Source organism: Helicobacter monodelphidis, from assembly GCF_003288845.1.
Lineage (GTDB): Bacteria > Campylobacterota > Campylobacteria > Campylobacterales > Helicobacteraceae > NHYN01.
On the sequence record NZ_NHYN01000001.1, the window covers coordinates 90,578 to 104,391 of the forward strand.

14 protein-coding genes and 2 pseudogenes are annotated in these 13,814 nt (G+C 36.7%); all 16 read left to right on the top strand.

Annotated features, from left to right (window positions below; translation table 11 throughout):
• Positions 1–42 precede the first annotated feature (42 nt).
• The 16 genes and pseudogenes from recA to CCZ01_RS00520 all read left to right on the top strand — a co-directional run bounded on the left by recA (position 43) and on the right by CCZ01_RS00520 (position 13,804).
• On the top strand, positions 43–1,101 hold the full coding sequence (gene recA, locus CCZ01_RS00445) for a recombinase RecA (protein WP_112051264.1): 1,059 nt from the start codon (positions 43–45) through the stop codon (positions 1,099–1,101).
• Entirely contained in the window at positions 1,098–2,369 is a 1,272-nt protein-coding gene (gene eno / locus CCZ01_RS00450; protein ID WP_112051265.1) for a phosphopyruvate hydratase, read from the top strand. The genes recA and eno overlap by 4 nt, the downstream gene beginning before the upstream one ends.
• 8 nt (positions 2,370–2,377) lie before the next feature.
• Positions 2,378–2,644 (top strand): hypothetical protein, encoded by a 267-nt coding sequence (locus CCZ01_RS00455; protein WP_258436151.1) that lies wholly within the window; start codon positions 2,378–2,380, stop codon positions 2,642–2,644.
• A 12-nt stretch (positions 2,645–2,656) separates the two neighbouring features.
• The gene (locus CCZ01_RS00460; protein WP_112051266.1) at positions 2,657–3,394 is read left to right on the top strand and encodes an AMIN domain-containing protein; all 738 of its coding nucleotides are present in this window, start codon (positions 2,657–2,659) and stop codon (positions 3,392–3,394) included.
• On the top strand, positions 3,369–3,884 hold the full coding sequence (locus tag CCZ01_RS00465) for a shikimate kinase (RefSeq protein ID WP_181566253.1): 516 nt from the start codon (positions 3,369–3,371) through the stop codon (positions 3,882–3,884). The genes CCZ01_RS00460 and CCZ01_RS00465 overlap by 26 nt, the downstream gene beginning before the upstream one ends.
• 120 nt (positions 3,885–4,004) lie before the next feature.
• Positions 4,005–4,811 carry a septum site-determining protein MinD gene (gene minD, locus CCZ01_RS00470; protein WP_112051268.1) on the top strand — a complete coding sequence of 269 codons (807 nt, stop codon included), beginning with the start codon at positions 4,005–4,007 and terminating at the stop codon, positions 4,809–4,811.
• Positions 4,808–5,059, top strand: a complete 252-nt coding sequence (minE, locus tag CCZ01_RS00475; protein WP_458692845.1) for a cell division topological specificity factor MinE — start codon at positions 4,808–4,810, stop codon at positions 5,057–5,059. The genes minD and minE overlap by 4 nt, the downstream gene beginning before the upstream one ends.
• A 15-nt stretch (positions 5,060–5,074) precedes the next feature.
• Positions 5,075–6,019 carry a divergent polysaccharide deacetylase family protein gene (locus tag CCZ01_RS00480; RefSeq protein ID WP_112051269.1) on the top strand — a complete coding sequence of 315 codons (945 nt, stop codon included), beginning with the start codon at positions 5,075–5,077 and terminating at the stop codon, positions 6,017–6,019.
• Between the two features lies 1 nt (position 6,020).
• Positions 6,021–8,189 carry a WD40 repeat domain-containing protein gene (locus CCZ01_RS00485; protein WP_258436156.1) on the top strand — a complete coding sequence of 723 codons (2,169 nt, stop codon included), beginning with the start codon at positions 6,021–6,023 and terminating at the stop codon, positions 8,187–8,189.
• Positions 8,186–9,049 (top strand): DNA-processing protein DprA, encoded by an 864-nt coding sequence (locus tag CCZ01_RS00490; protein ID WP_112051270.1) that lies wholly within the window; start codon positions 8,186–8,188, stop codon positions 9,047–9,049. Before CCZ01_RS00485 ends, CCZ01_RS00490 begins: the two co-directional genes overlap by 4 nt.
• Entirely contained in the window at positions 9,040–9,435 is a 396-nt protein-coding gene (locus tag CCZ01_RS00495) for a RuvX/YqgF family protein (protein ID WP_181566254.1), read from the top strand. Before CCZ01_RS00490 ends, CCZ01_RS00495 begins: the two co-directional genes overlap by 10 nt.
• A 77-nt stretch (positions 9,436–9,512) precedes the next feature.
• Positions 9,513–10,400 (top strand): D-alanyl-D-alanine carboxypeptidase family protein, encoded by an 888-nt coding sequence (locus CCZ01_RS00500; RefSeq protein WP_112051271.1) that lies wholly within the window; start codon positions 9,513–9,515, stop codon positions 10,398–10,400.
• An 8-nt stretch (positions 10,401–10,408) separates the two neighbouring features.
• Positions 10,409–10,654, top strand: a pseudogene (locus CCZ01_RS10780) (RNA-guided endonuclease InsQ/TnpB family protein); the annotation flags it as partial.
• Positions 10,655–10,994: 340 nt separating this feature from the next.
• A pseudogene (gene groES / locus CCZ01_RS00510) lies at positions 10,995–11,261 on the top strand (co-chaperone GroES); the annotation flags it as partial.
• 47 nt (positions 11,262–11,308) lie between these two features.
• Positions 11,309–12,949, top strand: a complete 1,641-nt coding sequence (gene groL / locus CCZ01_RS00515; RefSeq protein WP_112051273.1) for a chaperonin GroEL — start codon at positions 11,309–11,311, stop codon at positions 12,947–12,949.
• Positions 12,950–13,048: 99 nt separating this feature from the next.
• A complete protein-coding gene (locus CCZ01_RS00520) occupies positions 13,049–13,804 on the top strand; it encodes a DUF3943 domain-containing protein (RefSeq protein WP_112051274.1) in 756 nt (251 codons plus the stop codon).
• Positions 13,805–13,814: the final 10 nt, after the last annotated feature.

Consider the following 13,814-nt stretch of genomic DNA (forward strand, 5'->3'; position numbering starts at 1 on the left):
TCATTTGCGTTAAAATCACACAAAAATTTTATAGGAGCATATGTGGAATTAGATGAAAACCGGCGTAAAGCCATTGATTTAGCCATTAAACAAATTGATAAAGCCTTTGGAAAGGGAACATTGGTGCGATTAGGTGAAAAACCGGCAGAAAAGATTGATTCAATTAGCACAGGTTCTTTAGGGCTTGATATTGCACTTGGAATTGGTGGAGTTCCTAAGGGGAGAATTATTGAGATATATGGTCCAGAAAGTAGCGGAAAAACAACACTTGCTTTGCATGTAATTGCACAATGTCAAAAGAAGGGTGGAGTTTGTGCTTTTATTGATGCAGAACATGCACTTGATGTGAGTTATGCAAAACGGCTAGGTGTTGATGTGGAGAATCTTTTAGTATCCCAACCTGATTTTGGGGAGCAGGCTTTAGAGATTTTGGAGACATTAACAAGAAGTGGGGCAGTGGAATTGATTGTTGTGGATTCAGTAGCGGCATTGACACCAAAAAGCGAAATTGATGGCGATATGGGAGATACACATGTAGGACTTCAAGCACGTTTGATGAGTCAGGCTTTGCGTAAAATTACGGGTATTTCACATAAGATGAGTGCAACAGTTGTGTTTATTAATCAAATTCGTATGAAAATTGGACAAATGGGCTATGGTAGTCCAGAAACAACAACAGGTGGGAATGCGTTGAAATTTTATGCGAGTGTTCGCCTTGATGTTAGACGCATTGCTACGCTTAAGCAAGGTGATAGCCCGATTGGAAATCGTGCGAAAGTAAAAGTGGTTAAAAATAAAGTTGCACCACCTTTTCGTGAGGCAGAATTTGATATTATGTTTGGAGAAGGCATTAGTGCAACCGGTGAGTTGGTGGATTATGGCGTGAAATTTGATATTATTGACAAGAGTGGTTCATGGTTTAGTTATGGGGATTCCAAATTAGGGCAAGGTAAAGAAAATGTAAAGAAATTTTTAAAAGAGAATCCAGAAGTTGCTATAGAAATTAAGGAAAAAATTATTCAAATTATCGGTTCAAGTGATGATATTACACTAAGTAGCCATCAAGAAAATGATGAAAAAGATGAGGAGATAAATGAATGAAGATTGTTAGAGTGAATGCTTATGAAGTAATGGATAGTCGCGGAAATCCAACTTTAAAGGCGGTTGTGGAGTTAAATGACGGGACGATAGGTGAGGCGATTGTTCCAAGTGGTGCAAGCACAGGAAAAAGAGAGGCTGTTGAATTAAGAGATGGTGACCAAAAACGTTATGGTGGAAAGGGGGTTTTAAATGCCTGTAAAAATGTGAATGTACGCATTCAAGAATCTCTGATTGGGCTTTGTGGGATGGAACAGGGCAGAATTGATGATGAATTGATTAAGCTAGATGGTACACATAATTTTTCAAATATTGGTGCGAATGCTGCTTTGGGTGTTTCGATGGCAGTGGCACGTGCCGCCGCAAAAAGTTTGAATTTACCTCTTTACCGCTATCTTGGTGGTGCTCAAGCGTTTAATTTACCTGTGCCTATGCTAAATATTATCAATGGGGGCAGTCACGCTGATAATACAGTTGATTTTCAAGAATACATGATTATGCCTATTGGTTTTGATTGTTTTAGTGAAGCTTTGCGGGCAAGTGCGGAAGTTTATCATGCATTGAAAAAAATTTTGCATAGTAGCAAACATATTACAAGTATTGGAGATGAAGGGGGTTTTGCACCTAATCTTGCAAATAATACAGAGCCAATTGAGATGATTTTACGTGCAATTGAGGCTGCTGGTTATCAAGTTGGAACAGATTTAGCTATCGCATTAGATGTAGCGAGTAGTGAATTCGTACAAGATGATGGGAGATATCATCTAGCGGGAGAAAATCGCACTCTAAGCAATGAGGAAATGGTGGACTATTATGCTAAGATGATTGAAAAATATCCTATCGTTTCTATTGAGGATGGGCTAAGTGAAGATGATTGGGAAGGTTGGGGTATTCTTACCCGAAGGTTAGGGAATCGTGTACAACTTGTTGGAGATGATTTGTTTGTCACGAATACACAGATTCTTCAAGAGGGAATCAATCAAGGTATTGCGAATGCTATTTTGATTAAACCTAACCAAATTGGTACAATTTCTCAAACTATTGAAGCAATTTCTTTAGCAAAAAGACATCGATATCGTTGTATTATGAGTCATCGAAGTGGTGAGAGTGAGGATAGTTTTATTGCTGATTTTGCAGTGGCTTTGAATACGGGAGAGATTAAGACTGGTTCCACTGCAAGGAGCGAAAGAATTGCAAAATATAATCGCTTGATTGAGATTGAGAGGGAAATTTCAAGAAGTGAATATCTTGGAATAAAACTCTTTAAGTAGGAGATAGTGTGGAAACAACCGCAAAAAAACAGGAATCCCAAAGTTCCAAAAAAGTGGATAATTCCTCCCTATTCCTTTTTTGGGTAACCCTTTTACTTGCAATTTTGGTGCTAGGCATTTATATTGGAACACTCTTTTTTGGAGCAAATTCTTTGGAGGTTTTGTTGGATTTACGCAAAAGGGAAACAGAATTACTTTATAAAGTGGAGCGGTTGCGTAGTGATAATGCAAAGCTACAAAAAGAATATTTTGAATTAAAAGGTTTAGAACCTTGAGATAGGAGTTTAATGATGAAATGTATACGCATTCTAACATATTCAATAATAGGGTTAGGAATTTTATGGGCAGCAGAACCTCAAGGCACATTGCCAGCACCCCCACCTGCAAAGTCTGTTGCTAATGCACCTGTGGATTTTAAACCTCCTGTAACAGAGAGTGCGAGAGATCCTTTTCAGCCTCTTTTGAAGCCTAAAGATGGGGCGATTATTTCGCCGACATACAAGCCTAATTATTTCAAAGAACAAAATATTTCTTTACCAACAACAGCGAGACGAATCAATAAAGTTGTGATTGGTTATCAAAATATTGATGGTTCGATGGCTGAAAAAAGCGTGATTTTAGATGGCGATATTGATTGGCATTTTCCTTTGCGTTTAGTGCAAGAACTACAGGATTTAAGAGGTAAGGAAGTGATTAAGCGTCCCGACCCAACGCCTGGTGTTGACCGATTTGAACCTTATCAAGAATTTGTTTTCAAATTGAGTGGTAAAAAGTTATTTTTACAAACACCTTATTTGATTCGTCAGGATGTTCCCTTAGGGGCACCTCCTAAGATTATTGTTGATCTTGTTAAAGAACAAGGCGGGTATTTTTTTGATAAGACATTTCAGACGGCATTGCCCTATTTCAAATTTGTTGATATTAAAACACATGAGGACTTTTATCGTATTACATTAACTCTTGATGGTAAATATCAGTATCAAATTTCTCCGGAAAAAGATGGATTCTGGGTCATTTTGCTCTAAACAAAATCTGATTTTAGTTGGGTTTATGGGGAGTGGAAAAACTACTGTGGGGCGGTTGCTTGCACAGGAAAGAGGGTTATTTTTGCTTGATACTGATATGTTGATTGAATCTAAAGTAGGTTATCAGATAGCACAAATTTTTGCTCGTTTTGGCGAGCCTTATTTTAGAAACCTTGAGAAAGAGTTGTTTCAATGGTTAAAAACGAGTGTAAGGGGTGCAGTAGTTGCGACGGGTGGTGGCTTACCCATACATTGTGAGAATATTAATCAGGCAGGAAAGGTATTTTATTTGCAGATGGAATTTGAGCAGATATTGCAACGTTTAAGTCAAGATGAATGTGATAAGCGTCCATTATTTCAGGATATTGAAAGGACAAGAATATTATTTCAGGCACGTATTCCGATATATGAGGCGTGTGCTGATGCTATGATTGATGCTTCCTTAGATTCTGCTGATATCGTGCAACAAATTCTTGAAATTGTTGATTAAATTTTGTTTTATTACCAAATGAATCTATGAGAAATGGTAAGAAATATAAGCTTTAGGTGAGGTTTTTTGTGTTAAAATTGCTTGAAATAGAGAATTAAAGATTTTAAAAGGAGCCGCTTAATGGCTGAAGTCATTACTATTACATCTGGTAAGGGAGGCGTTGGAAAAAGCACGACTTGTGCAAACTTAGCTGTTGGGATTGCACGTGAGGGCAAAAAGGTTGTAGCAATTGATTTTGATATTGGATTACGCAATTTAGATATGATTTTAGGTTTGGAAAATCGCATTGTTTATGATGTAATTGATGTAATGGAAAAAAAATGTAATTTATCTCAAGCTTTAATTAATGACAAACGGACAAAGAATTTATATTTTTTACCGGCGAGTCAAAGTAAAGATAAGAATGTTTTAGATAAGGAGAGAGTGCGGACGCTACTTGGGGAGTTGAAAGGCGATTTTGATTATATTCTTATCGATTCTCCAGCGGGTATTGAGAGCGGTTTTGAGCATGCTGCATTTATGGCAGATAGAGCGTTGATTATTACAACCCCTGAAGTGAGTGCCGTACGCGATGCGGATAGGGTAATTGGGATCATTGATGCAAAAAGCGAAAAGGCAAAAAGTGGCGAGGAGGTTAAGAAGCATATTATTATTAATCGTGTGCGTCCAGCGTTGATTGAAAAGGGCGAGATGATGGATACAGATATGGTCTTGCAGATTCTTGCATTGCCTTTAATTGGTGTGATTCCTGAGGATGAGAAAATTATTAGTGCAACAAATTCTGGCGAACCTGTCATTTATAGTGGTTCTATTTCTGGTGAGGCGTATGACCGTATTGCAAAAAGAGTTTTGGGTCAAGAGATTCCAATTGCAGAATTTAAAACGCAGGGAGGTTTTTTGAATCACTTAAAAAGGTTATTTTCATGATGGGTTTGGGTGGTTTGTTTGGGCATAAAAAAAGTGCAAATATAGCACATGAACGATTAAGGCTCACTATTGCACGAGAAAGGGATGGAAATGGAGATATCAATACGCCTCCTCCTTACTTTGAAGCGATGAAAAAAGATATTATTGAAGTCATCAAGCGGTATACAAACACTCAGAGCATTGAAATTAAAAACCATAATGTTGACACTCTTGAAGTTGAAATTACACTTGAAAAAAATAGTCAATAAAGGTTAGAAAAATTGATGGAGAAAAAGAATAATTTAAAAACCTCCATTATTTTGTTGGTGGGTGCTGGGTGTGCGGTTGTATTACTTGTTTGTTTATTTTATCGCATACAGATAATTAAGAAATCTGAGTCTATCACCTCCAAGGACTCTGATTTTTTTTTAAATCTTTTAGAAGTTGAAGTCAGAAAAGATATATATTTACCCAATTTACCTCAAGAAACAACCCCTTCACTCCCTCCAAATTCCCCTCCTATAAGGGAATACTTGTTATCTCCATGTCCTTACCAAAAAGGACCGCCACGCGTTGCAATTATTATTGATGATATTGCGTATCCTGCACAAATTCCGCTTTTAAAAAAAATTCCTGTGAAATTCACACCCTCTATTATGCCTAAGGGTGATTTTAATCTGAAAAGCTATGAGCTTAAAGAAAATTTTCCTTTTTATATGGTACATTTACCTCTGGAGGCGGAATCTTTTTATCAGAAAGAATATAAATGGTTGATGGTGGGGGATAGTGTGCAGAAAATAAGTCGCTATATTCAAGAAATTAAGCAGGATTTTCCTGAAGTACGTTTTATTAACAATCATACAGGAAGTCGTTTTAGTGCAGATTATGCATCTATGAAAAAGTTACTAAAAATATTACAAGAAGAAGGGATAGTTTTTATTGATAGTCGGACAACCCCAAAGAGTGCTGCAATGAATGTTTCTGATGAGTTGGGTATAGCAATGTTGGGACGTGATGTATTTTTAGATTATGTAAGGGAAAGAAACTCGATTAAAAAACAATTACAGTCTGCTATCCATCTTGCCAAAAAACGTGGCTATGCTTTGGTGATTGGGCATCCTTATAAGGAAACAATTGATGTTTTGCAGGAAATACCGATATTAGAGTCAGAGGTTGAATTTGTTTTTGTATATGAATTGTTTTGTCAAACCATAATAAAGGAGCAATAAAATGGCATTACCTGAAATGAAGCAAGATATTTATTCTATATTCAATGTTGATGGCAGTGTTTTAGCACTTCAGCAAAGTGATCATTTGCTTGTGAGTGTAGATAATTCTTATTGCATTAGTTCCTATGATATTAATTCTTTGGTGCAAGAACATTCCATGCATGTGAGTAAGAATGCAGAACCTCCTCATCGCTATTCTCACGCCTTTAGTGCTTCTAAGAATGGTTTAATTTGTGCACCTATTGTCGGGACAAAAAAAGCGGCAATTCTTGAGATGGGTGACAATATTACCAAGAAATCTATCATTAAAGAACATAGTGCCGATATTGAATCTTCAGCATTCAGTCCCGATGGGCGTTACTATGCAACTGGTGGACAAGATGGTAGGACATTTATTTATGATGCAAAGAACTTTACTTTGCTTGGTTCTTTGTTACCAAGATTTGATTATATCTCTATGATGCAATTTTCAAGGGATTCGGAGTTGTTTGTGTGTTCTGGGTTTGATAAAACAACAATTGTATTTGATATGGTGCAAAATAAATTTCGTTGCACAATTAAGACACCTGATGTCGTTGAAAGGGCAGATTTTTTTGATGATAATCAACGCCTTTATATGGTGCTAAGGAATGGTGCTTCTTTAGTTTATGATATTGCTAATCGTGATTTGATTAGTAGCGAGAATATTTTTAGTATTTGGCCTAGTGCTTTAGCGATTAGTCCTGATGAACGGTTTGCAGTGGTTGGAACAAGAGGTGAATCTCTTTATATTGTTGATTTGGCAACAAATTCTAGATTATTGGAATTTCGTGCGGACACGCCCGGCATCAATAGTATTTTTTTTAGTGAACAATTCTTGTTTGTTGGTGCGATTGATGGGACAATGTTAGCTGTTGATTATAATCGTGGGCAAGTTGAACTGGAGGCGGCAATTCGAGTTAAGGAATATAAGAAGGCAAGGGAGATGATTGAGCAAAATTTATTTTTGACAATTCACCCATTGATGAAAGTTTTTGATGAGGATTGGCCACAGATTCTGGAAAATGCTGTGAAGCTTTTGAATGGTAAAAAAATTCAAGAGGCGACAGAACTTGTCGAGCCATTTATATATGACCAGCGTAAAGCACAAGAATTTGATTTTTATTTGATGCAACAGGGGGCGGTGAGAGAATTTGCTGAATGTGTGAAAAATAAAGAATATGTGAAAGCGTATGATTTGACCCTCACCAACAAGTTTTTGGTTAATACTCTTGCTTTTATGCAGTTAGAAGCTGCTTGGAATCGTTCTTTTATGCAGGCAAAAAAGATGCTTGAAGAGAATCCGACATTAAATCTTCGTCAAGCAGAGGCCTGTTTAAAGCCCTTTGCATCTTCTGTAAAAAAAGAACTTATTTCACAAATGTTAAAAAATTCTAAAGTCTTTACGCAGGCTGAAGATTTAATTAAGGCAAGGGATTTTAAGGGTTATTTTTCACTGATTAATCAATATGGTTTTTTGCGTGAAACAGAACTTTTTAAAAAAGTTACATTATTAGGTGAAAAAAGTATGGGAGATTTACTCCAAAAAGAACAGGATGGGGCATTTGAACGTGCAGAGGAAATTGCAAAGTTTTTACAAATTTTTCCTAGCTTTAAACGTAGTGCGACTGAACGTATTATTATCATCCAGCAGAAGCGATATTTATTGAATGCAATTGATACAGATAATATTACGCAAGCTTATGCGATTGTTGAGGAACATAAATCATTACGTTCCATGAGCCAGTTTAAAGAGTTTGCACAAAAATTTGAGACTGTTTTTGAGAAGGCGAAGGAGGCGGCGTTTGCTGGAAGGCCAAAAGGGACAATGATTGCGTTTGGTGCATATATGGAAGTCCCTTTTTGGATTGACCGCATTGCCTCCTTATTGAAAATTGCTTATTTGCATGAAATCGAAAATAAGATTTCAAAAGGCAGAATTAATTGGCGTGTAACTTTGAAGCGTTTTATTGACCGATATGGAAGAGATGATGCATTAAAGGCGTTAATTGAGCAACATAATCTTGAGGAGGAAATGAAAGAATTTCAAGAAGAAGGTAATTTTGTTGGCTATCGTTCTCATAAATTTGTTGATGAGATTGTTATATTTTTATTAGATAATCCTGAACAACAACATGTTGAATATGAATGAAAACGGTTGAAAATATTGCATTTGAAACAGTTGTCTTTTCAGATTTGCCCCACGCTATTCAAGAAAAATTCAAACTTCTTTTGAATTCTACACTAGCTCCGAAATTGCGTACCTTACCTCGACAGCTTTATGTACGCGGTTGCTTGGATCTTTTAAATGCTCCTTTGGTTGCAGTTGTGGGGACAAGAAAACCTAATCCTTACACGAGAACTTTAACACAAGAATTGACAAGGAGGTTAAGTCTTGCAGGGGCTGTCATTGTGAGTGGAGGTGCGATTGGGGTGGATATTTTAGCACATAAAGGTGCTCAAAAACGCACAATTTGCTTTTCTCCCGCAGGTATTGAAACATATTATCCTCTTACAAATGTTCAAGAGTTGCGAAGGATTGCTACAGAATGTTTGTTTGTGAGTGAATATACTCATGATTATATGCCACATCGTTGGAGTTTTTTGGAACGCAATCGTCTAATTATTGCAATTGCTGATTGGGTTGTTATTCCTCAAGCTGATTTACAGAGCGGTTCTATGCATTCTGCAAATCTTGCGAAAACTTTAAAAAAACCGTTATTTGTATTACCTCATCGTTTAAATGAAAGTAAAGGAACACAACAACTTTTGCATAATCGATATGCGGAAGGTATTTTTGATATTGATGAATGGATTCAAAAATTTAAAACAGATTTTTGTATTTTGGACGATATAGAGAGTAAGGGAAGTATGTGTGACCCTTTCTATCAATATTGTGCGACGATGCCAAGCTACGATGAGGCATTGGGGCTTTTTGGTGATCGATTGCTAAATGAGGAATTAATGGGGCATATTCAAATTGTGAATGGGCGGGTTGAGCTATGTCTGTGACGCAACACATTGTTGCTTTTGATTTGGGCTTAAAACGAATTGGTGTAGCATTTTGTTATCAGAATATTTGCGTTCCTTTAGAGCCAATTTTGCGCATTAATCGTCATCAAGCTGCACAAGAATGTAGGAAAGTTTTAGAGCAAAAAAAAGCAGAATTACTTGTGTTAGGAATTTCTTTGGATTCAAGTAGTACAGATGAAAACCAGAGACGTTGTGAACATTTTGTTTCTTTGCTGAAAATATCCATTCCTGTCGTTTATGTTGATGAATGGGGGAGTTCTAAAGAGGTTGCGGTTGGTTTTAAGGATAAACGCGATGGCAAACTAGATAGTTTAGCGGCTTTGGTGATATTGGAACGTTTTTTGTTAAATCATACAAAAATATAAAAAGAATATCCTAAAAAGGCGTTAATTTTTGCTATAATTAAGGAAAGTAAACATTTGCATTACATTGGGAGTTGGTGATGAGATGGATTGTGTATATATGGCTCTTTCTTTTAGCGAATGGCTTGGTATGGGGAGGTATTTCCCCTATTGTGAAGCCTTTTGAGAGTGATATTTCTTCGTTAATTGTGAAAGATTTGAGCAGTAAAAAGGTTTTGTATGCAAAGGGCGGAAGTCAACGTATGCGTCCTGCAAGTCTGACAAAAATTATGACAGCGATTCTTGCAATTGAAAGTGGTAAGATGAATAAGGTTGTTACAATCACATCAGAGGCAACAAGGGCTGTTCCAACCAAAGCAGGTTTAAAAGTTGGTGAGAAATTTTATTTACGCGATCTTGTTAAATCCGCATTAATTAGTTCGGCAAATGATTCTGCAACAGCTATTGGTATTTTTGTTGGTGGGAGCAGTAAACGTTTTGTGCAGATGATGAATCGTAAGGCAAGAAAACTTGGAATGCGTGAGACGCATTTTACAAATGCCGTTGGATTGGATATCGGCAATCATTATTCTACCGCAAAAGATTTATTGATTCTTGCTGAATATGCGATTAAGAATCGAACATTTAATCAAATCGTTAAAGTCAATTATCATGCATTTCGTCCTGTAAATCATACAAAACGTCGCTATATTGCAAAAACAAGCAATCGTTTATTAAAGGATAATAAATATGCGGTTGGTGTTAAGACAGGTTATACCTCTAAGGCGGGTCCTTGTCTTATTGCAAGAGCAAAAAAGGGTAAAAAGGATATTATTTTAGTTATGTTAAATTCAAAGCAGAAGCGATGGGAAAGTGCAACAAAGATTCTTGATGGGATTTTAAGTAATGGTGTCAAGGTTGCACAGAATCAATCTGCTAGAGATACACAGTCGTTGGATAAGGGTAGGGTGATACGAACTCCTTATTAGCCGATTGCTTTAATTGTCCATTTTGCAATACAAAACATCATAGAGACCTCAATGCTAGTATCAATATACGAAACTACGCGTTAGGCATTGTTGATGATAGATATAAAATAAAATTAGATAAATCTAGGGTAGGGATTACCCGAAGTTACGCTTGTGGAGATAGCTCTAGCGGAGTATCAAACTATGGAAACATACTAGATACTAGCTATCTATCGTTGAAGCAAGAAGCCCAAGCGTCTTTAGCGTTTGGGTGATTCACAACCGCTTGTATACCTAAATATTTTAAATCCACATTCTTAATATTTTTAAAATGTCCTCTCACTGATGAGTCCGTGTTTTACGGATTCTGTATAGTCTTTAAGAATCCATTGATAAGACTCTATAATTTTTTTAAATATTTTTTTATGTATTAAATCAGTTTTTATTAGTAATATAAATGCAATAATATTAATATATGTTGACTAAACTCTTTTGATATTTACATAAAAAATCTCTTGACATATTCTAAAAACTCTGCTAGAATTAGCACTCAAGATTAGTGATTGCTAAAAATTTAACAATTCACTAATTCATAATATTTTTTTGGAGGAATCAATGAATTTCAAACCACTTGGAAAACGTATTCTTGTTGAAAGAGTTGAAGAGGATACTAAAACAGCTTCTGGAATCATCATTCCAGATAATGCAAAAGAAAAGCCACTTTTAGGCATAGTTAGGGCTGTAAGTGAACATATCTCCGAGAAGCATGGGATTAAAAATGGAGATAAAGTTGCATTTGGTAAATATGGCGGAACAGAAATTAAATTAGAGGGTAAAGAATATTTAATTCTGAAACTTGAAGATGTTTTAGGTGTTCTTGCCTAATCACTGAATATTCATTTAAATAATAAAATAATAAGGAGCATTTTATGGCAACAAAGGAAATCAATTTTTCAGATAATGCACGCAATAAGCTTTATGATGGCGTTAAACAGCTTGCTGATGCAGTTAAAGTAACAATGGGACCAAGAGGACGAAATGTCTTGATTCAAAAATCTTTTGGAGCACCGACAATTACTAAAGATGGTGTTTCTGTTGCAAAGGAAATTGAATTAGCTGAGGCACTTCCTAATATGGGTGCTCAACTTGTAAAGGAAGTGGCAAGTAAAACTGCAGATGCAGCAGGTGATGGAACAACGACAGCAACAGTTTTGGCATATAGTATTTTTAAAGAAGGATTAAGAAATATTACTGCTGGTGCAAGTCCTATTGAAGTGAAGCGAGGAATGGATAAAGCCTCTACCGCAGTAATTGATGAATTGAAGAAAATCTCTAAAAAAGTCGGTGGTCCAGCGGAAATTGCTCAAGTTGCGACAATTTCTGCAAATTCAGATGCTGAGATTGGTAAACTTATTGCTGACGCAATGGAAAAAGTGGGTAAAGATGGCGTGATTACTGTGGAAGAAGCAAAAGGTATTGAAAATGAATTGAGTGTTGTCGAAGGTATGCAATTTGATAGAGGATACATTTCTCCTTATTTTGTTACCAATAGCGATAAGATGGAAGCGGTTTTAGAAAATCCTTATATTCTTTTGACGGATAAAAAAATTACTTCAATGAAAGATGTTTTACCTCTTTTGGAATCAACAATGAAAAGCGGTAAACCTTTATTAATTATTGCTGAAGATATTGAGGGTGAAGCTTTGACAACTTTGGTTGTTAATAAATTGCGCGGTGTACTGAATGTTGTTGCTGTAAAAGCACCTGGTTTTGGCGATCGTCGCAAAGAAATGCTCAAAGATATTGCGACATTAACAGGCGGAGAAGTGATCAGTGAGGAAGTTGGTTTAAGCCTTGAATCTGCAGGTGTGGAGCATCTTGGGCAAGCAGCAAGAATTGTTATTGATAAAGACAATACAACGATTGTTGATGGTAAGGGTGATAAAAAGGGTGTAAGTGAAAGAGTTGCACAAATTCGTAAACAAATTGAAGTTACAACTAGTGATTACGATAAAGAAAAACTACAAGAGAGACTAGCAAAATTAAGTGGCGGTGTTGCTGTGATTAAAGTTGGGGCAGCAAGCGAGGTTGAAATGAAAGAAAAGAAGGACCGCGTTGATGATGCACTTTCTGCAACAAAAGCAGCAGTTGAAGAAGGGATTGTAATTGGTGGCGGAGCGGCTTTGATTCGTGCAGCTGCGAAAGTCAATTTGAAACTAGAGGGCGATGAAAAGGTTGGTTATGATATTATCAAACGAGCAATTAGTGCACCTCTTAAGCAGATTGCACAAAATGCAGGGTTTGATGCAGGTGTAGTTGCAAATGAAGTTGAAAGAAATAGCAATGAAAACTTTGGCTTTAATGCAGCGAGTGGTGAGCATGTTGATATGTTTGTCGCTGGGATTATCGATCCTTTGAAGGTAGCAAGAATTGCGTTACAAAATGCAGTTTCTGTTGCGAGCCTTCTTTTAACAACAGAGGCAACAGTTAGTGAAATTAAAGAAGAAAAACCTGCAATGCCTGATATGGGTGGAATGGGTGGAATGGGTGGAATGGGTGGAATGATGTAATTCGCCACTCTCATTAACCTTGATGATGTAGCCAAACCTCTATTCTTTTTGGGGGTTTGTGCTGTTCTTATTTAACTTTAAAAGCAGCAAAGGAATGGGATGTTGCGAAGATTTTTCATATATTTTTTTATACCTTTAATTTGCTGTTATGCACAAAACCACAAACTCCCTCCAAGTATTACTGAAGTTGATGTTCAAGAATTATCATCTCTGCAGTCTCATCCAAACTATTATGTCCCTTCCAGCAAAGAGGGGTATGTTTTGGCAGGTAGTGGAGTATTGCTAGGAGGAACGGTTGCAATTGCTGGTTTTTTGTATATATTGCCCTCTAGCTTTACTAATTGGGATAAGAATTTAATTTTTTCTATCGAAAAACGTTATGTTAGGAATGTGCGTCAAGCACCTGTTGTGGATAGAGATGACCTATTTTTAAATTGGGTAACTCACCCTTACTGGGGTGCTATTTATTATATGCAGCCACGTATTGCGGGTTATAGTTGGGCTGAATCTTTTGTGTATAGTGCTTTTGCATCAACATTTTTTTGGGAATATGGTATAGAAGCGTTTGCGGAAGTCCCTAGTTGGCAAGATTTAGTTATTACGCCGGCGATAGGTTCGATGGTCGGGGAAATTTTTTATCATACAACACGTTATATCCAGGCTAATAATAATGAGTTTTTTGGTTCAAGATTGCTCGGTAATGTCGCTTTGGGAGTGATGGATCCTATCTCCTTAGTTTTACAGAAAGGTGGATTGGCTGAAACCTTAGGTATTTATAACAAAAACCAGCCCATCAGTACTTTTGTGCCTAATGGGCAAGGTGGTGTTTCGCTTGTTTTTTTGATGCAGTTTTAGTGTTTGGTTT

Coding starts and splice junctions, on each gene's coding strand:
- eno (WP_112051265.1), top strand. CDS start 1,098: ATGAAGATTGTTAGAGTGAATGCTTATGAAGTAATGGATAGTCGCGGA.
- CCZ01_RS00460 (WP_112051266.1), top strand. CDS start 2,657: ATGATGAAATGTATACGCATTCTAACATATTCAATAATAGGGTTAGGA.
- CCZ01_RS00465 (WP_181566253.1), top strand. CDS start 3,369: ATGGATTCTGGGTCATTTTGCTCTAAACAAAATCTGATTTTAGTTGGG.
- minD (WP_112051268.1), top strand. CDS start 4,005: ATGGCTGAAGTCATTACTATTACATCTGGTAAGGGAGGCGTTGGAAAA.
- minE (WP_458692845.1), top strand. CDS start 4,808: ATGATGGGTTTGGGTGGTTTGTTTGGGCATAAAAAAAGTGCAAATATA.
- CCZ01_RS00480 (WP_112051269.1), top strand. CDS start 5,075: ATGGAGAAAAAGAATAATTTAAAAACCTCCATTATTTTGTTGGTGGGT.
- CCZ01_RS00485 (WP_258436156.1), top strand. CDS start 6,021: ATGGCATTACCTGAAATGAAGCAAGATATTTATTCTATATTCAATGTT.
- CCZ01_RS00490 (WP_112051270.1), top strand. CDS start 8,186: ATGAAAACGGTTGAAAATATTGCATTTGAAACAGTTGTCTTTTCAGAT.
- CCZ01_RS00495 (WP_181566254.1), top strand. CDS start 9,040: ATGTCTGTGACGCAACACATTGTTGCTTTTGATTTGGGCTTAAAACGA.
- CCZ01_RS00500 (WP_112051271.1), top strand. CDS start 9,513: ATGAGATGGATTGTGTATATATGGCTCTTTCTTTTAGCGAATGGCTTG.
- groL (WP_112051273.1), top strand. CDS start 11,309: ATGGCAACAAAGGAAATCAATTTTTCAGATAATGCACGCAATAAGCTT.
- CCZ01_RS00520 (WP_112051274.1), top strand. CDS start 13,049: ATGTTGCGAAGATTTTTCATATATTTTTTTATACCTTTAATTTGCTGT.